This is a genomic window from Arminella tubonensis, from assembly GCF_003240585.1.
Lineage (GTDB): Bacteria > Pseudomonadota > Alphaproteobacteria > Rhizobiales > Rhizobiaceae > Rhizobium > Rhizobium tubonense.
Map to the genome: position 1 here is coordinate 44,020 of NZ_PCDP01000065.1, position 23,395 is coordinate 67,414.

General features: G+C 60.5%; 21 protein-coding genes. 9 read left to right on the plus strand and 12 right to left on the minus strand.

Going from position 1 to position 23,395, the window contains the following annotated elements:
• Window positions 1–261: 261 nt before the first annotated feature.
• The 4 genes from CPY51_RS27825 to CPY51_RS27840 all read left to right on the plus strand — a co-directional run bounded on the left by CPY51_RS27825 (window position 262) and on the right by CPY51_RS27840 (window position 5,746).
• The gene (locus tag CPY51_RS27825) at window positions 262–2,847 is read left to right on the plus strand and encodes an ATP-binding cassette domain-containing protein (protein ID WP_111163463.1); all 2,586 of its coding nucleotides are present in this window, start codon (window positions 262–264) and stop codon (window positions 2,845–2,847) included.
• Window positions 2,847–3,857 carry an ABC transporter permease gene (locus tag CPY51_RS27830; protein WP_111163464.1) on the plus strand — a complete coding sequence of 337 codons (1,011 nt, stop codon included), beginning with the start codon at window positions 2,847–2,849 and terminating at the stop codon, window positions 3,855–3,857. The genes CPY51_RS27825 and CPY51_RS27830 overlap by 1 nt, the downstream gene beginning before the upstream one ends.
• A gap of 52 nt (window positions 3,858–3,909) precedes the next feature.
• Window positions 3,910–4,914: a rhamnose ABC transporter substrate-binding protein gene (locus CPY51_RS27835; RefSeq protein WP_111163465.1), complete on the plus strand. Its 1,005-nt coding sequence runs from the start codon at window positions 3,910–3,912 to the stop codon at window positions 4,912–4,914.
• A gap of 67 nt (window positions 4,915–4,981) precedes the next feature.
• The gene (locus tag CPY51_RS27840; RefSeq protein WP_111163466.1) at window positions 4,982–5,746 is read left to right on the plus strand and encodes a glutamine amidotransferase; all 765 of its coding nucleotides are present in this window, start codon (window positions 4,982–4,984) and stop codon (window positions 5,744–5,746) included.
• Window positions 5,747–5,763: 17 nt separating this feature from the next.
• Here CPY51_RS27840 and cydX read toward each other — a convergent pair whose 3' ends face one another.
• From cydX to CPY51_RS27870, 6 genes are all read right to left on the minus strand, one after another.
• Complete coding sequence (cydX, locus tag CPY51_RS27845; RefSeq protein ID WP_111163467.1) at window positions 5,764–5,883, minus strand: cytochrome bd-I oxidase subunit CydX; 120 nt, start codon at window positions 5,881–5,883, stop codon at window positions 5,764–5,766.
• 21 nt (window positions 5,884–5,904) lie between these two features.
• Entirely contained in the window at window positions 5,905–7,059 is a 1,155-nt protein-coding gene (cydB, locus tag CPY51_RS27850; protein ID WP_111163468.1) for a cytochrome d ubiquinol oxidase subunit II, read from the minus strand.
• Window positions 7,060–7,065: 6 nt separating this feature from the next.
• Window positions 7,066–8,643 (minus strand): cytochrome ubiquinol oxidase subunit I, encoded by a 1,578-nt coding sequence (locus CPY51_RS27855; RefSeq protein ID WP_111163469.1) that lies wholly within the window; start codon window positions 8,641–8,643, stop codon window positions 7,066–7,068.
• 85 nt (window positions 8,644–8,728) lie between these two features.
• Entirely contained in the window at window positions 8,729–10,420 is a 1,692-nt protein-coding gene (gene cydC / locus CPY51_RS27860) for a thiol reductant ABC exporter subunit CydC (protein WP_420820750.1), read from the minus strand.
• Window positions 10,417–12,180 carry a thiol reductant ABC exporter subunit CydD gene (gene cydD, locus CPY51_RS27865; RefSeq protein ID WP_111163470.1) on the minus strand — a complete coding sequence of 588 codons (1,764 nt, stop codon included), beginning with the start codon at window positions 12,178–12,180 and terminating at the stop codon, window positions 10,417–10,419. The genes cydC and cydD overlap by 4 nt, the downstream gene beginning before the upstream one ends.
• Window positions 12,177–12,767, minus strand: coding sequence for a GbsR/MarR family transcriptional regulator (locus CPY51_RS27870; RefSeq protein ID WP_111163471.1), 591 nt, complete (start codon window positions 12,765–12,767; stop codon window positions 12,177–12,179). Before CPY51_RS27870 ends, cydD begins: the two co-directional genes overlap by 4 nt.
• 511 nt (window positions 12,768–13,278) lie before the next feature.
• Between CPY51_RS27870 and CPY51_RS27875 the strand changes: the two genes are divergently transcribed.
• On the plus strand, window positions 13,279–14,307 hold the full coding sequence (locus CPY51_RS27875) for a zinc transporter ZntB (protein WP_111163472.1): 1,029 nt from the start codon (window positions 13,279–13,281) through the stop codon (window positions 14,305–14,307).
• Window positions 14,308–14,402: 95 nt separating this feature from the next.
• Here CPY51_RS27875 and CPY51_RS27880 read toward each other — a convergent pair whose 3' ends face one another.
• The 5 genes from CPY51_RS27880 to CPY51_RS27900 all read right to left on the minus strand — a co-directional run bounded on the left by CPY51_RS27880 (window position 14,403) and on the right by CPY51_RS27900 (window position 18,934).
• Window positions 14,403–15,434: an aldo/keto reductase gene (locus CPY51_RS27880; protein ID WP_111163473.1), complete on the minus strand. Its 1,032-nt coding sequence runs from the start codon at window positions 15,432–15,434 to the stop codon at window positions 14,403–14,405.
• Window positions 15,435–15,512: 78 nt separating this feature from the next.
• Window positions 15,513–16,337, minus strand: coding sequence for an aldo/keto reductase (locus tag CPY51_RS27885; RefSeq protein WP_111163547.1), 825 nt, complete (start codon window positions 16,335–16,337; stop codon window positions 15,513–15,515).
• A gap of 55 nt (window positions 16,338–16,392) precedes the next feature.
• Window positions 16,393–17,289 (minus strand): NAD-dependent epimerase/dehydratase family protein, encoded by an 897-nt coding sequence (locus CPY51_RS27890; RefSeq protein WP_111163474.1) that lies wholly within the window; start codon window positions 17,287–17,289, stop codon window positions 16,393–16,395.
• Window positions 17,290–17,406: 117 nt separating this feature from the next.
• Complete coding sequence (locus CPY51_RS27895; RefSeq protein ID WP_111163548.1) at window positions 17,407–18,312, minus strand: LysR family transcriptional regulator; 906 nt, start codon at window positions 18,310–18,312, stop codon at window positions 17,407–17,409.
• Between the two features lie 115 nt (window positions 18,313–18,427).
• Window positions 18,428–18,934, minus strand: coding sequence for a cupin domain-containing protein (locus tag CPY51_RS27900; protein ID WP_420820751.1), 507 nt, complete (start codon window positions 18,932–18,934; stop codon window positions 18,428–18,430).
• 290 nt (window positions 18,935–19,224) lie between these two features.
• On the opposite strand from CPY51_RS27900, the gene CPY51_RS27905 reads away from it, so the two are divergent.
• The 4 genes from CPY51_RS27905 to poxB all read left to right on the plus strand — a co-directional run bounded on the left by CPY51_RS27905 (window position 19,225) and on the right by poxB (window position 22,685).
• The gene (locus tag CPY51_RS27905) at window positions 19,225–19,929 is read left to right on the plus strand and encodes an ROK family protein (RefSeq protein WP_111163475.1); all 705 of its coding nucleotides are present in this window, start codon (window positions 19,225–19,227) and stop codon (window positions 19,927–19,929) included.
• A gap of 62 nt (window positions 19,930–19,991) precedes the next feature.
• Entirely contained in the window at window positions 19,992–20,252 is a 261-nt protein-coding gene (locus CPY51_RS27910) for a hypothetical protein (protein WP_111163476.1), read from the plus strand.
• 257 nt (window positions 20,253–20,509) lie between these two features.
• Window positions 20,510–20,755, plus strand: coding sequence for a helix-turn-helix domain-containing protein (locus tag CPY51_RS27915; RefSeq protein WP_111163477.1), 246 nt, complete (start codon window positions 20,510–20,512; stop codon window positions 20,753–20,755).
• Window positions 20,756–20,957: 202 nt separating this feature from the next.
• A complete protein-coding gene (gene poxB / locus CPY51_RS27920) occupies window positions 20,958–22,685 on the plus strand; it encodes a ubiquinone-dependent pyruvate dehydrogenase (RefSeq protein ID WP_111163478.1) in 1,728 nt (575 codons plus the stop codon).
• Between the two features lie 57 nt (window positions 22,686–22,742).
• Here the strand turns inward: poxB and CPY51_RS27925 are convergent, their stop codons facing one another.
• Window positions 22,743–23,384 carry a ThuA domain-containing protein gene (locus tag CPY51_RS27925; RefSeq protein ID WP_111163479.1) on the minus strand — a complete coding sequence of 214 codons (642 nt, stop codon included), beginning with the start codon at window positions 23,382–23,384 and terminating at the stop codon, window positions 22,743–22,745.
• Between the last annotated feature and the right edge of the window lie 11 nt (window positions 23,385–23,395).

The window sequence follows — 23,395 nt, forward strand, 5'->3', positions numbered from 1 at the left end:
CCGTATCTGAAAGCACTTTGCTTTAAGCCGACGCTGTCGCGCCACCCCTAGCGCGGCGGCCCGGGTTTCGCAACCAATCGCCAAGGAAGCTTCTGCATCATCTGTAAAATGATACTTGACGACATTCAAGCTTGATTATAGTAAATTGCTTTAATAAATACCCAATGGGAGTTGGGCGACACCTTCGTCGTGGGACTAGAGGAGGCATCAAGGACATGATTTTCAGCGCTTGGTACGGTCCGGCCTTCTTGGATGTGCGCGATGCTTGATGTTTCGGGCAAGCCCACTGCGTCCGGGGCGACGGAGATAGGCCAAATCGTGGCGTCACTTGATGGCGTCACCAAGGTCTTCGGCGGCACGGTTGCGGTTGCCGATGTGTCCATCCAACTGCGGGCGGGGGAAGTTCTTGCTCTCCTTGGAGAGAACGGCGCGGGCAAGAGCACCTGCGTCAAGCTGCTTGCAGGCGTCCATCGCCCGGACGGCGGCCAGGTTTTTATTCTTGGCAAGTCGGTCGAATTCGCCTCACCGCTGGAAGCTCAGCGGGCGGGTGTCGCCGTCATGCATCAGCATCCTGGCCTCTTTCCCGATCTCAGCATCGCTGAGAACCTTTTCATCGGGCAGACCGGCCTGCGCTGGAAGCTCGATCATCGCCACATGCAGGATGAGGCGGCGCGTCTTCTGACGCTGGTCGGCCTTGACGTCGAGGTGACGGCGCCTCTGAAACGGTTGCGGACGTCCGAGCAGCAATTGGTCGAAATTGCCCGGGCGCTTTCGCTCGATGCGCGGGTCCTGATCATGGACGAGCCTACTGCAGCCCTGTCGCAGAGAGAAGTCGAGCGGCTGTTTTCAGTTGTGAACAATCTTCGTACCCAAGGTGTGGCGATGATGTTCGTCGGCCATAGAATGGACGAGATCTTTCACGTCGCCGATCGCATCGCCATCTTGCGCGACGGGCGCCTTGTCGGAACGGAAGTTGCCGCAGAGCTGACGCGCGAGCGTGCGGTGCAGATGATGGTTGGCCGCTCGCTTGACGGCCTTTATCCGCACAATGCTGCAAAGCCCGGCGACGTCGTCCTCGATGTCAAAGGTCTGTCCTGCGACGGCCTGTTCAAGGATGTGTCGTTTCAACTGCGAGCCGGCGAGATCCTGGGGTTTGGCGGGTTGGTCGGCAGCGGCCGTACCGAAATCGCCCGCGTGCTGTTCGGCATCGACCAGCCGACGGCGGGCTCGATTGCAATCGACGGCGAGCTGGTAGGCTATTCCTCGCCAAAGGATGCGATGGACCACGGCGTCGCCTATGTTTCCGAAGACCGGATCGGCCAGAGCCTGGTCATGGACTTCTCGATCCTCAACAACGCGTCACTGACGGTGCTTGACGAGGCAACGCGAGGTGGGCTGATGTCGCGCACCCTGGAACTCGGCATTGCAAAGCCGTTTCTCGATCGTCTTCGGCTGCGGTTCAAGTCCTTCGAGCAGCCGGTCAGCGCCCTGTCCGGGGGCAACCAGCAGAAAGTCGTTCTGGCGAAATGGCTGGCGACGAAACCGCGCATCCTAATCCTCGACGAGCCGACACAAGGCATAGACGTTCAGACGAAAGCAGATGTGCATGCGATGATGGTCGATCTGGCCAGCAAGGGCATGGCGATCATACTGATCTCATCCGAACTGCCGGAGCTTCTCGGTATGGCCGATCGGATGATCGTTCTGCGAGAAGGGGTGGTCACCGCTGAATTCAGCCGGGACGAAGCCACACAGGAAAAAGTGATCGGTGCGGCGACGAATGCAATCGTCCGGCAGGTGGATGGCGAACTCGTTGCCAAACCGGTCCAGCATCACGACGAGCGGTCGCACAGTCCTGAGAAGACTACGGACAGCAGTTTGAGGCGGTTGGTTTCCCGCCGCGAGTTCGGACTTTTTGCGGCCATCGCTGCCGTCGTCATTCCGATTTCGATATTGAACGTGCGTATGCTCAGCGGCGCCAATCTGTCTGCCCTGGCAATGGATGCCGGATTGCTGATGATTGTCGCGGTAGCCCAGATGCTGGTGGTGATCACGCGCAGCATCGATCTTTCCGTCGCAGCGATCATTGGCCTTGCCGCCTACGGCGCTGCGTCGACCATTCATCTCCATCCGGAAATCGGGGTATTGGGTGGTGTCGCTTTGGCTTGTGCCATCGGGCTTGCGGCCGGACTTTTGAATGGACTGATCGTGACCTACGGCAGGGTTCCTGCGATTGTGGTGACGCTCGGGACAATGTCGATATTTCGAGGCATCAATAGCCTCTGGGCCGGGGGAACGCAGGTCAGCGCCGATCAGGTGCCCCAGGCTTGGCTGGACATGACGGCGGCAAACATCTTCGGCGTCCCGGCAGTCCTGCTGATCGCTGTGGTGACGCTTCTTGCGGTTGCCTATTTCCTTCGCAACACCTCCGTCGGCCGGGAGCTGTTTGCCATCGGTTCCAATCCCGGCGGCGCCAGCCTTATCGGCATTCCATCGCGTGCGCGCATCCTGACAGCCTTTTCGGTAGCCGGACTTCTGGCCGGGTTCGACGGCGCGCTCTGGGCTTCGCGCTATGCGACAGTCGATGCTCGCGTTGCCTACGGCTTCGAACTGACGGTGATTGCCGCGGTCGTTGTGGGCGGCATTGCAGTGCGTGGCGGCTCCGGCACCGTGCTCGGCGTGGCAGCCGGCGCGTTGATGCTGCTGATCATCAACAATGGACTGACGCTGGTGCGTGTCGATCCTCTCTGGCTTCAGGGCGTCTATGGGCTGGTCATCCTGGCAGCCATCGGCATCGACGCATTCGTTGCCCGTCGTGCGGCCGGCAAACGCAGGGGAGCGCATTGATGAGCACGAACTCAAAATCCAGCCCGAGCTTCGTCAGCCGCTTTGCGAATTGGGACAATTTCCTGGCTGTCCTGACCATCGCCGTCATCGCCTATGCGCTGCTCGGCGTGCCGAACTTCGCGTCCGTTTTCAATATATCCCAGGCAATCGCCGGCATTTCCGAGCGGGCGCTGATCGTCCTGCCGATGGTTCTTCTGATCATTGCCCGTGAAATCGACCTGTCCGTCGGCAGCATTCTGGCGCTGACCAGCGTGATATTCGGGCTGCTGACAAGGGAAGGCGCGCCGCTGTTGCTGGCAGTTCCGGTGACGCTTATGGCCGGCGGCGTTTGTGGCGCCTTCAACGGCGTTCTGGTGACGAAGCTTGGTCTGCCATCGCTCGTCGTGACGCTCGGTACAATGGCGCTGTTCCGCGGTATTGCCTATATCCTCCTTGGCTCGGACTCGATCAATGATTTTCCTGACAGCTTCCTTGATTTCGGCATCGACACGGTCGGCTCCTCGGCCGTGCCCCTCACCATCATTCCCTTCCTGCTTCTAGCGCCGCTCTTTGCCGTCGCGCTTCAAAAGATGCCGCTTGGCCGTCGGATCTATGCGATAGGCGGCAGCCCAGATGCAGCGCGTTATTCCGGCATTCGCCTTGCGCGAACGGTCTTTGCTCTGTTCGTGACGTCAGGCGTGGTTTGCGGGGCGGCTGGCATGGTCTATGCGGCACGTCTGGCAAATGCCCGCGCCAACAATGCCCTTGGCATTGAGCTCGATGTCATCACGATCGCTCTCCTTGGAGGGATCAGCGTGTTCGGCGGCCGCGGCCGGCTGACGGGCGTGTTATGGGCACTGCTTCTCGTCGCGACCATTCGCAACGTCCTCGGCCTGCTGCAGATTGGCGGCGACGCGCAGGGCACGGTCATCGGTCTTCTGCTCATTCTGTCTCTGCTGGCCAGCAATGCGGCGGAGCGAATTTTAGCCAGCGTCCGAACGCGGCATTCCAAAGTCAAAACAGGCGAGTAGTTCCGGGGCTGGCCTGCTTCATCGGACCGGATATCTTGAGGAGGAAACGTAAATGACATCGCATCTTATCAAAACTCTGCTCATCGCGGGGAGCCTGATCGCAAGCGTCGCCGCCGCCAGCGCGGAGGAATGCGCCAAGGGGCCGGTAACGGTCGGCTTCCTGCCGAAGCTCGACACGGATCCCTATTTCCAGGTCGCCCAGACCGGCGCAGAGGAGGCCGCCAAGGAAATCGGCGGCAAGGCGATCAAGCAGGCCCCCTCGCAGGCGACCGCCGAGGCGCAGATCGATTTCATCAATAACCTCGTTTCGCAAAAGGTCGGCGTCATAGCGATTTCCGCCAACGATGCCAACGCGGTTGCCCCGGCTCTGCGCCGTGCGGCCAAGCAGGGCGTGAAAGTCGTGTCCTACGATTCCGATGTGGCAAGCGCCGCCCGCACCGTGTTCCTCAATCAGGCGGCCGGCGACAGCCTGGCCGAAATGATGCTGGAATCCATGGGTCAGATGATCAACTACGAGGGCGAATTCGCAATCCTCTCGTCGACGCCCACTGCGACCAACCAGAATGCCTGGATCGACTTCATGAAGAAGAAGATGGCAGCCGACAAGAAATACGCGAAGATGAAGCTCGTCCAGGTCGCCTACGGTCAGGAGAGCGAGCAGGTCAACCAGCAGCAGGCGCTGGCCCTGGCGCAGGCATTTCCAAATCTCAAGGGCATCATCATCCCGGCCGGCATCGGCTTGCCGGCTGCCGCCCGCGCCATGGATCAGGCAGGTCTTCTCGGCAAGGTGAAGCTCACCGGCCTGGCGCCGGCGACCCTCATCAAGAAATACATCCAGAACGGCTCGGTCCAGGATATCTGGTGGAACGTCAAGGACCTTGGCTACCTCACCTATTACGCGGCCCAGGCCGTCGCGCAGTGCAAGGTGACGGGCAAGGAGGGTGAAGCCTTCGAAGCCGGGCGACTGGGTTCCTACAAGGTCGGCAAAAAAGGCGAGGTGCTTCTTGGACCAGCCAAGATCGTGACGCCGGCAAACGTTGAAGAATTCAAGTTCTGAAATCGGGCGACTTGAAGGGTGGCGCCGCAATGGTGCCACCCGTTTTCAATTGACATCGGAGGCCACCATGAAGCCAGTGTTGCTCGCCGGCGAGACGTTTCACGTCACGTCCTTTGCCGCCAAGGGATATGAGGTTGGTGCCTCGGCGCGCTATTCAAACGGTGCCGAGCGCTACATCCAGGGCCTCGCGGCACACGACATCGCTGTCGTCCAGATCGGTGGCGACCGTTGCGAAAGCGAATTCCCAATGACCATGGAGGGCCTTTCCGCCTATTCGACGGTGGTGCTTTCCGATGTGGGTGCGCTGTCGCTTCTCTATACGCCCCAGACGCGCGCAGGCCGCCGCTCGGTAAACCGGCTCGAACTTCTAAGGCAATGGGTTGAGCGCGGCGGCTCCCTGATGATGGCGGGCGGGTATTGCAGTTTTCAAGGTATTGATGGTCTTGCCATGTTCGGCGGCACGGCCGTCGAGGAATGCCTGCCTGTCGAGTGCTTTCCTGGTCCCGACGGAATAGAGGCGCCGGAGGGGCTCGATCCGGCGATTGACGAGGCTAGTCACCCAATACTCGCGGGCGTGCCAACGCCCATTCCCTATGTCCTTGGCATGAACCGCGTCGCGGCGCGTGAGGGCACCGACATGAAGACCCTGATCCATTGCGACCGTCGCGCCGGGCAAATGCCGTTGCTGTCGGTTCGCCAATACGGCGCAGGACGGACGCTTGCCTGGATGACCGACATCGGTCCCCACTGGCTCTCCCAGGATTTCATGCAATGGTCGGGCTATGATCTGTTCATGGCCAACATGGTCCGCTGGCTTGCCCGTGAAATATAGGCGCTGAAGGGGTCAGGTCACGTTTTCTTGGCCGCTTCCTTCTTTGCTGCGTCGTCCACGAGTTCGTACCACATCGCGTTGAGCACAGCGAAAGCGGCAGCCAGTGACAGGCCGAGGATCCAGGCGAAATACCACATTGTCTCTATCCTTTCCGGATTTCAGTAGGCGTGTCCGCCCTTTTCGTTGACGCTGGCCTCATCCACCTTGCCCCAGAGCACACGATAGACCCAGCTTGTGTAGGCGATGATCAGCGGCAGGAAGATCACCACGACCACCAGCATGATGAACAGTGTCGTATGGCTCGACGACGCATCCCAGACCGTCAGGCTTGAGCGCGGATCGAGCGACGATGGCAGGATGAACGGGAACATCGAAACGCCGACGGTCGAGATGATGCCGAAAATCGAGATCTTGCTGAGAAGCAGCGTGGCGATCTCCAGCCTTGCCCGCATGGCGAAGAAGGCGGCAGCCGCGCCGACGAAGCCGAGGATCGGCGCGATCAGCATCCAGGAGTGCGTGGCATAGTTGGCAAACCAGACGCCGGAAGCCCGGTCGACGGTCTTCAAGAGCGGGTTGGAGGGACCGACCGTGCTGATCTCGCCGGTGATGCGATAGCCGTCGACACCGAGCCACAGGAAGACGCCGCCAAGCGCGAAGAGGACGATGACGGCGAGCGCTGCGATACTGCCATAGCTGCGGGCTCGCACGGCGACCGGGCCGGACGCCTTCAATTGCAGCCAGGCTGCGCCGTGCATCGAGAGCATGGCGACCGAGAGCAAGCCGCAAAGCAGGGCATAGGGATTGAGCAAGCCGAAGAAGGATCCTTCGTAAAAGATACGCATGTCGTCGGCGAAGCGGAACGGGACGCCTTGAAGGACGTTGCCGACCGCAACCCCGAAGATCAGCGACGGCACGAAGCCGCCGACGAACAGCGCCCAATCCCAGCCGGCCTTCCAGCGCGGGCTGTCGCGCTTGGAACGATACTTGAAGCCCACCGGCCGCAGGATGAGCGCGAAGAGGATCGCGAACATGGCAAGGTAGAAGCCCGAGAAGGAGACCGCGTAAAGCGGCGGCCAGGCGGCAAAGATCGCGCCGCCGGCCGTGATCAGCCAGACCTGATTGCCCTCCCAGACCGGGCCGATCGTGTTGATGGCGACGCGTCGCTCGGTGTCGGTTCTGGCGACGAATGGCAAAAGCGTGCCGACCCCGAGATCAAAGCCGTCCATCACAGCAAAGCCGATCAGCAAAACGCCGAGCAGCAGCCACCAGATCACGCGCAGTGTTTGATAGTCGATGAGTTCGTGCAGGATCATGACGTGCTACTCCGCGGCAATGAGGGTTTGGGACATCAGATGGGCCTCGGGCTCGTCGTCCGGTTCCGGTCCCTTGCGAATGGCCTTCACCATCAGGCTCATCTCGATGACGATCAAAACGGTGTAGAGGGACGCAAAGCCGATGATGGTCAAAAGTACCGTACCGGCGCCGAGACTGGAGACGGCGGCCGCCGTCGGCAGGACGCCCTCGATCACCCAAGGCTGGCGTCCGAATTCGGCGACGACCCAGCCGAACTCGATCGCGACCCACGGCAGCGGGATCGCCAGCACCGCGATCCGCAGCAGCAGCGGATAGCGATCAAGCCGCCGGCGTGCCGACAGCCAGAAGAATGTGACCATGAGCGCGATGAAGAACATCCCGAGACCGACCATCACGCGGAACGACCAGAACAACGTCGGCACGTTCGGGATCGTATCCTTGGCCGCCTGGTCGATCTGGGCATCCGTCGCCTGCCTCGGATCATCGACGTAACGCTTGAGAAGCAGCGCATAGCCGAGCTCATGGCCGAGATCCTCGAAGGAGGAGCGGACGTCCTGTGCCACTGCGTCCTGTCTGGGAGCGCTGCGGATCTTCAAGAGCGCGTCATAGGCCTTGATACCGTCGCGGATGCGGTTCTTGGCTTGATCCTCAAGCTCCTGAATGCCGGGGATGACTGTTGTCAGCGAGCGTGTGCCGATCAAGCCCATCACCCAGGGAATATGGACGGCAAAGTGCGTCTCGCGCGATTGCTGGTCGGGAAAGCCGAAGGCGGTGAAGGCGGCTGGGGCCGGTTCGGTTTCCCACATGCCCTCGATGGCGGCCAGCTTCATCTTCTGGTGTTCGGTCGAGAGATAGCCGCTTTCATCGCCAAGGACGACAACCGAAAGCGCAGATGCAAGGCCGAAGGAGGCGGCAACCGTCATCGAGCGCTTGGCGATCTCGATGTGGCGACCCTTCAGCAGATACCAGGCGGAGACGCCGAGCACGAAAATCGACGCGCAGACATAGCCGGCCGAGACGGTGTGGACGAACTTTGCCTGCGCCACCGGGTTGAAGACGACGTCGAAGAAGCTGGTAACCTCCATGCGCATCGTCTGCGGATTGAGCGCCGAGCCAACCGGGTTCTGCATCCAGCCATTGGCAATCAGGATCCAGAGGGCCGAGAAGTTCGAGCCGAGGGCGACCGCCCATGTGGCGCTCAAGTGACCGACCTTCGAGAGCTTTTCCCAGCCAAAGAAGAACAGCCCGACGAAGGTCGCTTCCAGAAAGAAGGCCATCAGGCCCTCGATGGCAAGCGGCGCTCCGAAGATATCGCCGACATAATAGCTGTAGTAGCTCCAGTTCATGCCGAACTGAAATTCCATGACCAGGCCTGTGGCGACCCCCAGCACAAAGTTGATCCCGAACAGAGTGCCCCAGAATTTCGTCATCTGGCGCCAGACTTGCCGGCCGGTCATGACATAGGTCGTCTCCATGATGGCGAGCAGCACGGAAAGACCGAGTGTCAGCGGCACGAATAGAAAGTGATAGAGAGCAGTCATTGCAAATTGCAGGCGCGATAGCGCCACGATGTCGAGTTCCATATGCGTTCTCCCACGGTCCCAGGGGGTCGGTGATGTCCGCATCGCCATAAGAGACGGTGCGGAAAGGATAATATGCAGGCCTGCTTCAGTCCGGCCGCAGCCTGGCGAGAAGGACGTCGAATCCCTGCTCGCCGCGCCGCGCCGTTGCTATGATCTGGCCTTGGTCGAGGACGGCTATCCGATCGGCGATCGCTGCCTCGCGGCGGATATGCGTGGCGATGACCAGCGTGCGGCCTTGCGAACGGGCGACCAGCCGCTGGATCACATCGCGCGCGGTATCGCCGTCGAGACCTTCGGTCGGCTCATCAAGCAGCCAGAGCGGAGCGTCTCGCAGCAATAGCCGGGCCAGCGCCAGTCGTCGCAACTGCCCGCCGGAAAGGCCGAGCCCGCCTTCGCCGAGACTGACATCGAGCCCCTGCGGCAATGCTTGGATTTCGGCAAGGAGGCCAGCAGAAGAAAGAACGTCGCGCAACGCTTCGTCGGTGGCGGCAGGATCTGCGAGGCGCAGGTTGTCGCGCAGCGTATCCTGGAAAATCTCCGTCCTCTGGGTCAAAAGCGTTGATGGCTGCAGCTCAACGGCGCCATCTTCGGCGGTGATCTCGCGAGAGAGCAGCGAAAGCAGCGTCGACTTGCCGGCGCCGCTTGCGCCGATCAACGCAAGCCGTTCGCCCGCCATGAGCGAAAGACAGATGCCGTGAAGGGCGAAGCGGGCAGCCCCGTCATGCCGGACCGCAACGCCGTTGAGACGGACGGCGAAATCTTTCAGCGCCGGGCGAAGAGCCCCTGTCGGTGGCTGCGGATCAAGCCGAGGCCCGATGCGGCGGGCGGCCAGCGCCGTGCGGCCAAGTTCGAGGGCACCGCGACGAAGAGCGGTGAAGGGTTCCGTCGCTGCAAAGGCAGCGAGCAACCCGAGTGCTGCCACCGGCGCGCTGATCGTCCCGGCCTTGGCGAGTGCGGCGACCGTCAGAAGCGTGCCCGTAAGCAGCATGGTTGAAACGAGGCTGAAACCAAAGGCTACAGTGCTTTCGATGCGGTTCAACTGATCATCGGCCTCAGCGAGGCGCAGGTCCGCCTTGGCGATGGCAGCGCGCTGCGCCTGCAGTCGCCCAACCATGACAAGTTCCGTCTGCCCGGCGACGAGATCGATGGTGCGCGATCGCAATGCCTCGATCGCATGCGCTCTGCGCCGGGCCGGCTTGATCGCCAGCCTTCCGCCGGCAAACGGAATGCCGAGGCCGGTGACGACAAGCCACAGGCCGACGAGCAGTCCGAACAGCGGATGCATCAGCCCGAGTGCGACACTTGTCGCGAGCCCCGAGAGAATGGCGACGCCGACTGGAACGAGAACCCTGAGATAGAGCGAATCCAGCGCGTCGATATCGGCTGTGAGTCGAAACAGCAGCTTGGCAGGGCGGCGCATCAGGGCCGTGGCCGCGGCTGGCTGCGCCCAGCTGCGAAACAGTCTCTCGCGGAGGGCGGCGAGTACGCCAAGCGTCGCATCATGCGTCGTCAACCGCTCGCCGTAGCGCGCGACCGTGCGGACGATCGCCAACAGCCTGATGCCGGCCGACGGAGCAAAGACGTCGAAGGTGATCGCTGCTGCCGTTGACAGGCCGGCAAGCCACGTGGCCGTGATGAACCAGCCGGAAAGCCCGAGGAGCCCGATCCCGGCTAGAACAGTGGCGGCAGAAAGCGCGCCGCCCAGCAGCAGTGACCGGCGGCGTTCCGCCATGAAAAGTTCGAGGATGGGACGAATTGAACGGATAGTCGACATCATCCCGCCAGCTCCTGTTCGGGGGCGCCGAGGCGGATGACGCGATCCATCCTTGCTGCCAGCACCGGGTCGTGCGTGGCAATGACCAGGGTCCGGCCGTGGGCAAAGAGCATAAGGTCCCGGGCGATGTCGTTGGCGGTCTCGGCATCGAGATGCGCGGTCGGCTCGTCGGCAAGGATGATGCCCGCCTGGTTTTCGACGACAGCGCGAGCCAGCATCAGCCGCATGGCTTCGCCACCCGAAAGACCCGCTCCGCCTTCGCCGATCAGCGCTGCCCCATGCGTCTCGAAGACAGGCTGCAGGTGTGACTTCCGGATGGCGCAACGGATTGCGTCCGCCCCGACATCGGGTCGACCAAGTGTGATGTTGCTCCCCATCGTACCGGCAAAGACGTGCGGACGCTGTCCGATCCAGGTGATACGGCGGCGCAGCGCGGCGGAAGACCGATCAGACATCAGTTCACCTGCGATATGGATCGTGCCATTTTCGTGTGGCGCCAATCCTGCGATCAGCGACAGCAATGTCGTCTTGCCGCAACCACTGGGGCCAAGCAGAGCGACGTGTTCGCCGGCTGCTACCGTCAGATTAAAGTCCTTGAAAACGCTGCTTTGCGCCGGGGCATGGCGGAAGGAGAAATCGCGGATACGGATGTCAGGCACGGCGGCAAAATCGTCGGACGCACCGACTTGATCGTTGCGCCAACCAGGCAAGACCAGACCATTGTGCGAAAGCCCGTCAAGCGCATCGATCGCCGCTTGCCCGGAGGCGCGGTCATGCCATGCCGCGGAGAGCTCCCGCAGCGGCTCGAAGAAGGCGGGCGCCAACAGCAGGATGAACAGGCCCTGCGTCAGCGTCAGCTTGCCGTTCCAGCTGCCGATATCGATCGAGCCGAGCAGGCTGAAGCCGATATAGACGGCGGTTGCGGCAACGCCGAGAGCCGCGAAAAATTCCAGCACTGCGGAGGACAGAAAAGCGATCTTGAGCACTGCCATGGTGCGGCGGCGCAGGGATTCCGCGTCGGCACGCAACCTCTGCGCGGTGATATCCACTGCACCCAATGCGCGGATCGTCGCAAGGCCGCGCAGGCGATCCAGCAGAAAGGCATTGAGACCCCCGGATTTCGCCAGCATCTCCTCGCTCGCTGCCTTGGCACGCCAGCCGATCAACGCCATGAAGATGGGGATCAGCGGTGCCGCGAGGATCAGGATGATGGCGGCGACCCAGGAAATGGGAAACACGCAGACGAGCGTGACGAGCGGGACGGTGCTTGCCTTCAACCGTGCCGGCAGGAAGCGGGCGAAATAGGGCACCATGGTCTCAGCCTGCTCCGCGATCAGGCTGGCGGCAAACCCCGACGCGGGCCTCTCGACGTCAAGAGGCGAACGGGCGGCAAGCGCAGTCGTGGCAATATCGCGACGTCGGGTAAGCTCCGCTCTTGCGGCACGGAAGGCCATCCGCCCGCCGGTGGCGTCCAGTGCGGCGCGCGCCACCCCCAGCGCGAGGACGAAGGCGGCCGGTAGCGCTACTTCCGCAAGGCCGCCACCGCCACTGGCGATCGTACCGACGCCGAAGGCGAGCAGCGCGGCTTGCGGAATCCAGATGAGTGCGGCCACGGTCTGCACCATGGCTGCACGGGGCAGGCCGTTCGGTCGCAGCCGGGGAGTGTTGCGGTCGCGGGCCAGTGCGGGCTCGGCAGATGCTTGCGGATTCCTTGTCGGCAGGTCTGCCGGCTCGACCGCGGCTTCGAGGAAGGCGCTGGTCATGGCGCTTTCCTCCCGTCTATCGGATTTGTGCCGGACCGGCGGCGACCGAGGGAAACGACACGGTCCTTGGCCTCAAGCAGCCGGGTTACCTTGGCGCCGAGCGACAATAGGGTTGCCAACCGCTCGGTCTCAAGCTGCCTGACGTCGTCGTACCAGTTGGTCAACTGCTCGATCAGGCCGTGCATCTCGCTCATCCGCGCCTGTGCATAGCGCTCCTCTTCGCTGGCCGGCTGCTGCATCAGGATCTCGCGTAGCACCGACAGCGTCGGATCGACCTCACGCTTCTTCCGTTCCTCGGCCAGTGTGCGAAGGATTTGCCAGACATCGTCCGGCGTGGTGAAGAAGTCGCGGCGGTCGTCCGGTTTGTGCTTGAGAAGGACCAGGTTCCAGGCCTGCAGCTCGCGCAGGCTCATCGACACGTTCGACCGCGAGACGCCAACGGCCTCGACGATATCTTCGGCGCAGAGCGGCGTCGGTGAGACATAGAGCAGCGCGTATATCTGTCCGACGGTACGGTTGATCCCCCAGCGCGAGCCCATCTCGCCGAAGTGAAGAACGAAGGATTGTACAAGCGGGGGCAAGTTCATAGCAATTTCCGATGCATCAGGAATTACAGTAATTTCTGAAATTACTGTAATTGCCAATATAATTTGCGCAACCGGCAAGTCGCATATGCGTCAATCTGCGGCAGTCGTTCCACCGCAGCGAATTGTGGATTTGGCCGATAATGCTAGGATCAGTCGCAATTGTCGACCTTATAGCCGGCGACGCGTCACAGAAATTGATCTGGATCAAACCGTGCGGATATTGTGGTGTCGGACCTGCGCGGTCGCGACCCGGGTCGGTCGTCCCCGGCTCGTTTAACCGGTGGCGGGCAGCGCGAGGTTCAGCGGCTTCCGGTTTATGAACTCGGTTCTGAATGCTTTCCCCAAGCGGCGCCTTGACTTGCGGCTGGAAGCGAAGGGATTTCTCCACTCGTCAAGCTGCAATCGCTTGTATTGCGAGTTTGGTCCGAACTGGTAAGGTGGACAGAAGACATCGCAAGCTTTTGTGTTGTTTGCGTTTTTGGTCGGTCCCACTGGAATATATCGAGGCGCAATGGAAGCACTGAAAACATCTGTTGTCAGCTATGGCGCCGAGCCGGGATTGCGTTTCGCACTGTTGCTCGACGGCCATGGCTGCTGCACACAGCTGACCATGGCGCAGCTAGGTTCCTGGAAGCCGGAAGATGGCGCGATCTGGCTTCATCTCGAGCGTGATCATCCCGCCGCCGCCGAATGGGTGCTCCGGAAAAGCCGCTTCGACCCTGTTGTGGCAGAGGCGCTTCTGGAGGAGGAGTCCCGTCCGCGTGTCGAACCTGTCGACGACGGACTGTTGATCATCCTGCGGGGGGTGTGCGCAACCGCGCCGGAGGAAGTGGCCGAGAAACCCGTCGACATAGACCTCGTGCCCCTCCATCTATGGGTCGATGCCGACCGCATTGTCTCGCTGCGCGACAGCGGTCACTACATAACGGCGCTGCGTGACATCCGTTTGTCGCTGGAGAAAGGGAAGGGGCCTCAGCGTACGGGCGACCTGCTTGCCCTCATCGGCGACAAGCTGGTGCGCGATCTCGAGCCCGTCCTCGACGCCATGGACGAGGAGGTAGACGAGCTCGACGAGATGATCTTTCATGGCGACGCAAGCCAGGTGCGCGAGCGCCTCAAGCAGTTGCGGAGACGGGCGGTGCAACTTCGCCGCTACTTGGCACCCCAGCGCGACGCACTCAATCGCATAGAACATGACGACGCACCGTGGCTCGCCGAACGAGACAAGCTGCGCATGCGCGAGGTAATCGACAAGTTGATGCGCTTCATCGAATATCTAGATGCTATACGCGATCGCACCAGCATCCTGCATGACGACCTATCAACAGTGATCAGCGAGCGCATTGCCCGCAATTCCAACCGTCTCGCCGCCCTTGCGGCCCTGCTGTTGCCGCCAAGCGTGGTCGCTGGCCTTTTCGGCATGAATGTCGGAGGCGTTCCCGGCGTCAACGATACCTGGGCTTTCATCATTATCGTGGCCTTCGTCACGATCACGTCGATCGCGACGCTTTGGGTGCTGAGACGCATCAACTGGCTGTAGCTGGCCGATGGGCCGTGCCACCAGAGTCCTGATGGCGCCTCGCGCGAAGTCCGCATCAAGCGATATGAAGGCGGCCTTTAGAGCCGCCTCCTGATTTAGCGGCCGCCTTCCATCTTGCGGTGGCGTTGGTCGGTGCCCGCCTTGCCATAGGGATAGTCCGAAGGCTGGGGTGCGCTGACGTCGCTCAACCGCGTCGTTTCCTCCTCCGAGAGCGTGAGCTTTGCCGCACCGAGATTGTCGGCGAGTTGTTCGGGCGTGCGCGCGCCGAGGATGACTGACGTGACGGCCGGCCGCGTTGCCGTCCAGGCGAGCGCCACCTGCGCCATGCTGACACCGCGCGCTTTGGCGATCTCCTCTACGGCCGAAATGATCGCCCAGACACGGTCCTGGGCATTGCGCTGCGCATAGGATTCGCTGCCGCGGTTGGGGTTCTCTCCAAGCCGCGTGGCGCCGGTCGGCATCTGGTCGCGCTTGTATTTGCCGGTGAGCCATCCGCCGCCCAGCGGCGACCAGGGAAGCAAGCCCATGCCAGCGTCCTGGCAGGCAGCGACGATCTCGAGCTCGATGTCGCGGACCAGCAGGCTGTATTGCGGCTGCAACGTCACCGGGCGACTGTATCCGTTTGCCTTGGCGATCTCGACAGCTTTGGCGATGTGCCAGCCGACATAATTGGAGAAGCCGTAATAGCCGATTTTTCCAGCCGTCACCGCATCATCGAGGAAGCGCAGCGTTTCCTCGATCGGCGTCAACGCGTCCCAGGCATGCATTTGGTAGAGATCGATCTGTTCGACGCCGAGGCGGCTGAGCGAATCGTTGAGTGCCTGGCCCAGATGCCGCCGTGACAAACCAATATCGTTCGGACCGTTCCCCATCGGGAATCGACCTTTCGTGGCAATAACAGCCTGCCGCGCCTCGCTCGGCCGCGCCTTCAGCCAGCGCCCGATAATCTCCTCCGACAGACCGGCGCTATAGACATCGGCAGTGTCGATGAAGTTGCCTCCCCACGCGAAATAGTCGTCGAGCAGCCTATGCGATGCCGTTTCATCGGCCTCGGCGCCGAATGTCATGGTGCCAAGGCAATATGCAGTGACGATGGTGCCGCTGGGGCCGAGCTTGCGATAATCCATTTCTTTTTCCTCATGTCATGCGGGCGTCAACAGTGCCGTCATCCGCCAAGTGGATTTCGTTATTCCGACGTCTGTGTCCTAGCGATCCCAGACCGGGCACCAATCGCCATTCACCAGACGCATACCCTTTTCCAGGCTTTCGATCCGCTTGACCTCGGCTGGCGTCAAGGTGATCTTGCGCGCCTCGAAGTTCGAAGCGATGCGATCCTTTTTGGCTGAGGACGGGATGACGATCAGACCCTTGGCCATGAGGAAGGCGAGGGCAATTTGCTCGCCGCTGGCGCCGTGGGACTTTCCGATCTCTTCAAGCAGTGTGTCGCCCACGACCGCGCCGCGGGCGAGCGGCGAATAGGCGGTCACCGGAATGCCCCGTTTTTCGCAATGGTCGATGATCGGCCTGTTTTGCATGTAGACGTGGCATTCGACCTGATTGGTGGTGATCTTGCGATCGCCGAATAAGCGGATCGTCTCGTCAATCAGCGCCTTGGTGAAGTTTGAAACGCCGATGCGCTTGGCAAGACCGGTATCGAGCGCTTCCACAAACTGGCTGACGTAGTCCTGCAGCGCGTATTTGTTATGCGGTGAGGGCCAGTGCAGCAAAAGCAGGTCGACCTGGTCGACCTCGAGCTTATCGAGGCTTTCCCTGATCGACGGCATGACCTCTCCCGGGCCGTAATTGTCCGGCTTTACCTTCGTCGTGATGAAGATTTCGCCGCGAGCTATGCCTGCATCCTTGATGCCGCGGGCAACATCCTGCTCGTTATTGTAGCCCTGCGCCGTGTCTATGTGGCGGCATCCTGCCTCCAAAGCCCAGGCGACACCCTGATAGGCTTCGTCCGCGGGGCGATTCCAGGTGCCGTAGCCCATCTGCGGGATGCCCGCGACCGTCGGTTCAGTCGTCATTTCTTGGTCCTTTACGCGATGATCGAGAGCCGTCATTTTAATCGGGCGTCCCGCATCATGATTTTGGAACGTATTTGCGCCAGTTGTGCTCTTCCTTGAAGCCCAGGATTTCGCGTATCTTCCGGTTGGAAAGCGGCGCCTCGAATTCGCCGAGCTCGCGATGGATCGGCGTGTTCGGTGCCCAGCGCTTTAGGAAGTCACGGGTGGGCTCGTTTGCCGTGATCGTATCGTTGACGGCGTTGAACACCTGGAAGCCCAAGCCGTCCTTCTCAATGCAGAGATGGACGATCTGGCCGAGGTCGCGGGCGTCGATGTAGCTCCAGGCATTGCGCTTGCGGGACGGCGGATCGGCCAGGAAACCCGGAAAACGGTCGTATTCATGCGGTTCGATGACATTGCCGATGCGCAGGGCATAGACGTCGGCGCCGGTGCGCATCTGAAAGGCGCGGGCGGTCTTCTCGTTGACGACCTTCGACAGACCGTAGCTGTCCATCGGGTCGATGTCGTAGTCCTCTTCGAGCGGGAAGGAATGAAAATCCTTGTCGCCTTCGGCAAAGCAGACGCCATACGTCGTTTCGCTGGACGCGATGATGACCTTGCGAATGCCGAGCTTCAGTGCCGCCTCCAGGACATTGTAGGTCGAGATGGCATTCACCTGGAATGTCTTGTTGTCCGGCTTCATCAGCAGACTGGGGATTGCCGCGAAATGAACCACGGCGTCGACAGGAGCGGGACCAGCACCTGTGTTCAGGCCTTCGGCACCGAAATGCATCGACAGTGCGTTGAAGGTTTCTCCGCTGTCCGTGAGATCGGTGATCAGGGTGTTGACGCCGGGGCAATCCAAAGGAACGAGATCGAGATTGCGAACTGCGTAGCCCTTGTCCACCAGATAGGGCACCGAGTGACGGCCGGCCTTGCCGCTGCCACCGGTAAAGATAATGCGCTTGTTCATGGATTTATCCTCTCATCCCGCCAAGCCTTATCGTTAGGCGGCGCAAAAGGATGAATCAATAGCGTAGCGGTCACCGGATCGATGAGTCTGATTCATACATCAGATCGCCTAATCCCATCATCCCAGCGGACTAAGCTCGCGTATGACCTGAATAAGGGCATCAACGCCGAAGGGGAGCTGTCGTCGACTGGAATAGTAGATCGACAGTGGCGGGCCGAAAGAAGCCCAGTCGGACAGCACAACTTCCAAACGACCGGCGGCCAGATGGGGGCGGGCCAGCTGCTCCAAACAATAGGATAATCCGGCTCCGCCGATCGCCGCACTGAGCGCCAGATCAGACTCGCCGGAAATAAGCGCACCTGGAACATCGATCTCGCTCCATTCGTCTCCGCGTTCAAATTCCCATTTGTAAATCTGCCCCCTGCCGGTGCGGATCCGAATGCAGTCATGGGAATGCAGATCCTTGGGCAATTCCGGACGACCGTGACGATGAAGGTATTCGGGCGAGGCAACCGCCACCCATTTGAGCGGCGGCGTCAGGGGAACGGCGATCATATCTTCAGGGATCGTTCCACCATATCTAAGCCCGGCATCGAACCCTTCCGCGGTTACATCGACGAAATGATCGTCGACGGCAATCTCAAGTTCGATGTTCGGGAAGCGCTGCAGGAATACAGGTAAAACGGGCTTCAGGAGCAGGCTGGCGGCATCCCGCAGGACATTGATGCGGACACTCCCTGCAGCACCCCGGTGATGACCATTCAGCTCGTCCAGACCGGAATTGATAAGATCCAGCCCTGCGGAAATCTTCTCCGCAAGGGCCTTGCCGGCAGCGGTGGGTGCGACACTGCGGCTCGTGCGGTTAAGAAGCCGCACACCCAGTCTCGCCTCGAGCGCCCTCATGCTGTGGCTGAGCGCGGAAGCGGTCAGTTCCAGGTGATCAGCGGCCTTGCGGAAGCTTCGATATTGGACGATCACGAGAAAGATCGATAACTCGTGAAGTTCTCCTCGCTTAAGGGGCATGTTTCTCTCTGTCAAAGGTTCGATGACGGCGGCCAACCGCCCGAGCGGTGTTGATGCTCCGCAAATTTTGGTGCCGGCGGACGTGAAGACGTAATCTAACCGGCGCACCGACAGTTTATCTATGGATAGGGTCGATCCAGAGAACCTCTTCCGGCTTCTCGATCGGCTCGATGTCCAGATTGACCACCACCGGCTCCTGACCGGACCGGACGAGAACGCATTCGAGCGTCTCGTCGCGGCTGGCATTGATTTCCTGATGAGGAACGTAGGGTGGCACGAAAATGAAATCCCCAGGGCCGGCTTCGGCAACAAACTCCAGTTTCTCGCCCCAGCGCATCCGCGCCTTGCCCTTCACCACATAAATGATGCTTTCAAGATCGCCGTGGTGATGAGCCCCGGTCTTGGCATTGGCGTGGATCGTTACCGTTCCGGCCCAGATCTTCTCGGCGCCGGCTCGTGCCTTGCTGATCGCAGTCGCGCGGTTCATGCCGGGCGTCTGGGCAGTGTTCGGATCGAGGGAATTGCCTGGAATGACCTTCACGCCGTTGTCGCGCCAGTGGTCGGCATGATGGTGATGATCATCGTCGTGATCGTGGTCATGAGGGCTGTGATCGTTGGTCACTGTTTTCTCTTTGCTGGAGGATCGTGCTGCTGCGGACCCGATAGGCTGGCGAGCTGGTTGCGATCAACGGCTGCTTCGATGGCTCGTCGAAAGTATAAGGGATGCCGAAGCGGCTACCAAGCCTATTTGCCCGTCGAGGGCCCTGCTCGAATAGAACCAATGCGCTGTCGGATCGAAATTCCAGGATTGCTTGCCAACGCCTTCCATTGCAAACTTAGATCGTCGGAACGGGACGGTGGCGCCAACGCGCGACTATCCGATGCAATGGCGAACACGTAGAAGGATGAACCGTGACAGGAAAAGCATCACAAGGTGAAGGCGACAGGCAGCCGATCGTTCTTTCGATCGACGTTGGCGGTTCCCATGTCAAAGTTCTCACCAGCGACGGCGGCACCGAGCGCCGCGTCGTATCCGGCCCGAAAATGACGGGAAAGGACATGATCGCCGCGGCGAAGACACTTGCCGAGGGCCTGACCTTCGACGTCGTTTCGATCGGGTATCCAGGTCCGGTGCGGCAAAACAGACCACTCAAGGATCCCATGAACCTCGGCCCTGGATGGGTCAACGTGGACTTTGCAAAAAGCTTCGGCAAGCCCGTGAAGATGGTCAATGACGCCCTGATGCAGGCAATCGGTAGCTACGATGGCGGACGCATGCTGTTCCTCGGTCTGGGAACCGGCCTTGGCTCGGCCATGGTCATCGAGAATGTTGCGCTGCCGATGGAGCTTGCCCATCTGCCGTACAAGAAGGGCTTGAGCTTCGAGGAATATGTCGGGGAGGCGGGGCTCAAGAGACGCGGCAAGAAGAAATGGCGACAGTCGGTCTCTGACGTCGTAGCGCGCGTGAAAGCGGCACTACAGCCTGATTATATCGTCATCGGCGGTGGAAACGTGGATGAACTCGGCGAACTGCCTGAGAATTGCCGGCGTGGCGACAACACACTTGCCTTTAAAGGTGGATTTCGCCTTTGGTCCGACCGGGCGCTCGTTATTTGAGTTTGACCTGGTGCGAGATTGGATTAGACGGTCTCGCCGATGGCAACAACATCGGATAAAACATGGACTTGCTCAAAAAACCTCAGCGAGACGGTAAATACGTTGATCGGGACATCGATTGCCAGGAGGCGCTTCAGAAGGCGTTCCTTGAAGTGGCCGGCATCCACGCTGCAAGCGTGGTCGATGCCGCAGGTGGCAAGCTGTCGCCAGTGATGTTGGCCTTGGCAAAGCGAGCCGTGAGTGCGGGCTGGTCTTTGGAAGAGGCCGAGGTTGCGATCAGCGAACTGGCGCAGAACCTGCTCGACGACGACGCTTCCGAATAGCGCACGGTCTTTCATCTCCTCGTTGCCAGACTGAATTTGGCGGCATTTTCTGTCCGTTTGAGCCCCGACGATAGGCGCAACGGCCGACCTCGACAGCGCAGACCACGCAGAAGGAGCCTAAATGCTTGCCTGCGAGCAATCTCTGTTTATATTAGCGCTGCGTCGGCTACTGTATTTTGATCCGACGCATGACTGGCTTTCGTAGTCACCTTCACCCGATGAGCTGTCTCGTCGCCGGACTTTGGAAGGAGTTTTTCATGTCCATATCAATCCAAAATGTAGATGCGTCCAATGTGTCTCAACTATCGCAGATCGACGTCGGAAACGCCGTTCGCACCGCTCGCGAGTCGTACGGTTACAGTCTCGACGATCTCGCGGTCACCTGCGGCCTTACAAATCGTGAAATCTCGGATGTCGAGATCGGAGCGGATACTGATCCTTCCAAAATCCGACGTATCGCCGCCGCTCTTCAGATCGCACCATCTGAGTTCCTTTCGATCTAGCAGCTGGAAAAAGCGCGACGCACTCATCGAGTTGCGTCGTGCTTATTTTGGATGGGCGGCGCCTCTCTTTGAAGCGTAATACCGTCCCATCAAGCGGTCACAGCCTTAGCAGCCACGGCCGACGCAATCTTGTTTAGCACCATGCCTTGCATATCTACCGAAGCGCCGCGTCGAAGCGTACGCCAGTGTGGAAGGTTTCAAAATGACCAAGCAGACGGTTGCCGAACTTATCGTGGATACGCTCACTGCGGCGGGCGTGAAGAGAATCTATGGCGTCACTGGCGACAGCTTGAACGGACTGAGCGATGCTCTTCGTCGCAAGGGCACCATCGAATGGGTGCACATGCGCCATGAGGAGGCCGCAGCCTTCGCCGCCGGCGCGGAAGCCCAGTTGACGGGCAAGCTTGCCGTCTGTGCCGGAAGCTGCGGTCCGGGAAATCTCCACCTCATCAACGGGCTCTACGATTGCCATCGAAGCGGCGCCCCAGTGCTGGCGATAGCCGCGCACATTCCAAGCGCTGAAATTGGCAGCGGCTATTTTCAGGAAACCCACCCCGAAAAGCTCTTCTCCGAATGCAGCCATTATACCGAACTGGTCTCGAACGCGAGCGTCATGCCGCGACTTCTCGATATCGCGATCCGCCAGTCGGTCGGCAAGCGCGGCGTTTCCGTATTGGTCATTCCCGGCGACGTGGCGATGCAGCAGCTCGAACCGCCATCGCCTAGCAGGTGGATATTGCCCCAGGCGCCGTTCTCGCGGCCACAAGATGCAGAGCTTGCCGCCGCTGCGGGCCTTTTGAACGGTGCGGATAAGGTGACCATTCTGGCGGGAGCCGGCTGCGCAGGCGCCCATGACGAACTTGTCAAACTGGCTGCGCTCTTGAAGGCGCCTATCGTCCACGCCTTGCGTGGCAAGGAACATGTCGAATGGGAAAACCCGTACGATGTCGGGATGACCGGACTGATCGGCTTTTCCTCGGGCTATCATGCGATGAAAAACTGCAGCACGCTGCTGATGCTGGGAACTGACTTTCCCTATCGGCAATTCTATCCGGAAGGCGCAAAGATCATCCAGATCGATATCGATGCCACCCGCCTCGGGCGACGGACGCCGCTCGCGCTCGGACTGGTCGGCGACGTCAAGACATCGATCGAGGCATTGGTTCCGATGATTTCACAGAAGGTTGACACTGGCCATCTTGACCGCTCGATCGAGCACTACGGGAAAGCGCGAAACGGACTGGACGAGCTTGCGACCTCAGGTCGGCCCGGATCGGCGATCCACCCGCAATATCTTGCAAGACTGGTCAGCGAGGTTGCATCGGAGGACGCGGTTTTCACATGCGACGTCGGCACCCCGACGGTATGGGCGGCCCGCTATCTGAAGATGAACGGAAAGCGGCGTCTGTTGGGTTCCTTCGTCCATGGATCGATGGCAAACGCAATGGTTCAAGCAATCGGTGCCCAGGCCGCGTTTCCAGGAAGGCAGACGATCGCCCTTGCCGGGGACGGTGGCTTTGCCATGTTGATGGGGGACTTTCTGACGCTCATCCAGGAGAAGCTCCCGGTCAAGGTCGTGATCGTCAACAATGGCGTCCTTGGGTTTGTCGACATGGAGATGAAGGCCGCGGGCCTGCTTGAGAGCAACACGACGCTCAAGAATCCGAATTTTGCCGAGATGGCGAAAGCGGCCGGCGTTCTTGGAATTCGCGTGGAGAAAGCAGGGGAACTGGAGGAGGCCCTTCGCAGCGCCTTTCTCCATGATGGACCTGCGCTTGTCGACGTCGTTACCAATCGCAACGAGCTGGTGATGCCACCGACAATCAATGTCGACCAGATTTCCGGCTTCAGCCTCTGGCTCGCGAAGGCGGTTTTGAGCGGGCGAGGCGACGAAGTTATCGATCTGGCAGCGTCGAACGTGCTTCGATAAGAGCTCAGCGACGGTGGGGCCGGAAATTCGACCCCACCAAAATCAAAGGCCTTGACCCTATCGCGCTGCCCAGCTGGCGCCGCGCCGGAAGATCGTTTTCATCTGCGGCACATCGAACTCCTTGGCCTGGTGGCCGAGCGAGGAATAGAACACGCGGCCCTTGCCATAGTGCCGCTTCCAGACGACCGGCATCACCACGCCGTTGATCCAGTAGGCATGGTCGCCGGTAAATGTTGTTGTCGCCAGCACCTCGTTCGAGGGGTCGACGTGCATGTAATATTGTTCCGACGTGTAGGGGAAATCCTCGATCCCCTCCATCACGGCATCGTCCGGGCGGGTGACGTTGACGGAGTAGTTGATGATATTGCCGGGATGGGCGACCCACTGGCCGCCGATGATGAACTGATAATCGACGCTGTCACGGAACGAATCGCCGGCGCCGCCGTGATAGCCGGCAATGCCGACGCCGCTTTCGATCGCGGCGGCAAGATTCGTCACCTCCTCCTTCTCGATCTTCGACATGGTGACGATCGGCACGATCAGGCTGAGATCGTGGATCGACGGATCGGCGAAGGCTTCGGTGCTGTTTTCGACATAGACCTTGAAGCCGTCCTCCTGCAGCATTTCCTCGATGATCTTGGCGCATTCCTGCGGCTCGTGGCCGCTCCAGCCGCCCCAGACGATAAGTGCTTCGCGCATATTCTTCTCCT

Excerpts from the sequence above, each read along its gene's own strand:
- CPY51_RS27825 (WP_111163463.1), top strand. The coding sequence starts at position 262 with ATGCTTGATGTTTCGGGCAAGCCCACTGCGTCCGGGGCGACGGAGATA.
- CPY51_RS27830 (WP_111163464.1), top strand. The coding sequence starts at position 2,847 with ATGAGCACGAACTCAAAATCCAGCCCGAGCTTCGTCAGCCGCTTTGCG.
- CPY51_RS27835 (WP_111163465.1), top strand. The coding sequence starts at position 3,910 with ATGACATCGCATCTTATCAAAACTCTGCTCATCGCGGGGAGCCTGATC.
- CPY51_RS27840 (WP_111163466.1), top strand. The coding sequence starts at position 4,982 with ATGAAGCCAGTGTTGCTCGCCGGCGAGACGTTTCACGTCACGTCCTTT.
- cydX (WP_111163467.1), bottom strand. The coding sequence starts at position 5,883 with ATGTGGTATTTCGCCTGGATCCTCGGCCTGTCACTGGCTGCCGCTTTC.
- cydB (WP_111163468.1), bottom strand. The coding sequence starts at position 7,059 with ATGATCCTGCACGAACTCATCGACTATCAAACACTGCGCGTGATCTGG.
- CPY51_RS27855 (WP_111163469.1), bottom strand. The coding sequence starts at position 8,643 with ATGGAACTCGACATCGTGGCGCTATCGCGCCTGCAATTTGCAATGACT.
- cydC (WP_420820750.1), bottom strand. The coding sequence starts at position 10,420 with ATGATGTCGACTATCCGTTCAATTCGTCCCATCCTCGAACTTTTCATG.
- cydD (WP_111163470.1), bottom strand. The coding sequence starts at position 12,180 with ATGACCAGCGCCTTCCTCGAAGCCGCGGTCGAGCCGGCAGACCTGCCG.
- CPY51_RS27870 (WP_111163471.1), bottom strand. The coding sequence starts at position 12,767 with ATGAACTTGCCCCCGCTTGTACAATCCTTCGTTCTTCACTTCGGCGAG.
- CPY51_RS27875 (WP_111163472.1), top strand. The coding sequence starts at position 13,279 with ATGGAAGCACTGAAAACATCTGTTGTCAGCTATGGCGCCGAGCCGGGA.
- CPY51_RS27880 (WP_111163473.1), bottom strand. The coding sequence starts at position 15,434 with ATGGATTATCGCAAGCTCGGCCCCAGCGGCACCATCGTCACTGCATAT.
- CPY51_RS27885 (WP_111163547.1), bottom strand. The coding sequence starts at position 16,337 with ATGACGACTGAACCGACGGTCGCGGGCATCCCGCAGATGGGCTACGGC.
- CPY51_RS27890 (WP_111163474.1), bottom strand. The coding sequence starts at position 17,289 with ATGAACAAGCGCATTATCTTTACCGGTGGCAGCGGCAAGGCCGGCCGT.
- CPY51_RS27895 (WP_111163548.1), bottom strand. The coding sequence starts at position 18,312 with ATGCCCCTTAAGCGAGGAGAACTTCACGAGTTATCGATCTTTCTCGTG.
- CPY51_RS27910 (WP_111163476.1), top strand. The coding sequence starts at position 19,992 with ATGGACTTGCTCAAAAAACCTCAGCGAGACGGTAAATACGTTGATCGG.
- CPY51_RS27915 (WP_111163477.1), top strand. The coding sequence starts at position 20,510 with ATGTCCATATCAATCCAAAATGTAGATGCGTCCAATGTGTCTCAACTA.
- poxB (WP_111163478.1), top strand. The coding sequence starts at position 20,958 with ATGACCAAGCAGACGGTTGCCGAACTTATCGTGGATACGCTCACTGCG.
- CPY51_RS27925 (WP_111163479.1), bottom strand. The coding sequence starts at position 23,384 with ATGCGCGAAGCACTTATCGTCTGGGGCGGCTGGAGCGGCCACGAGCCG.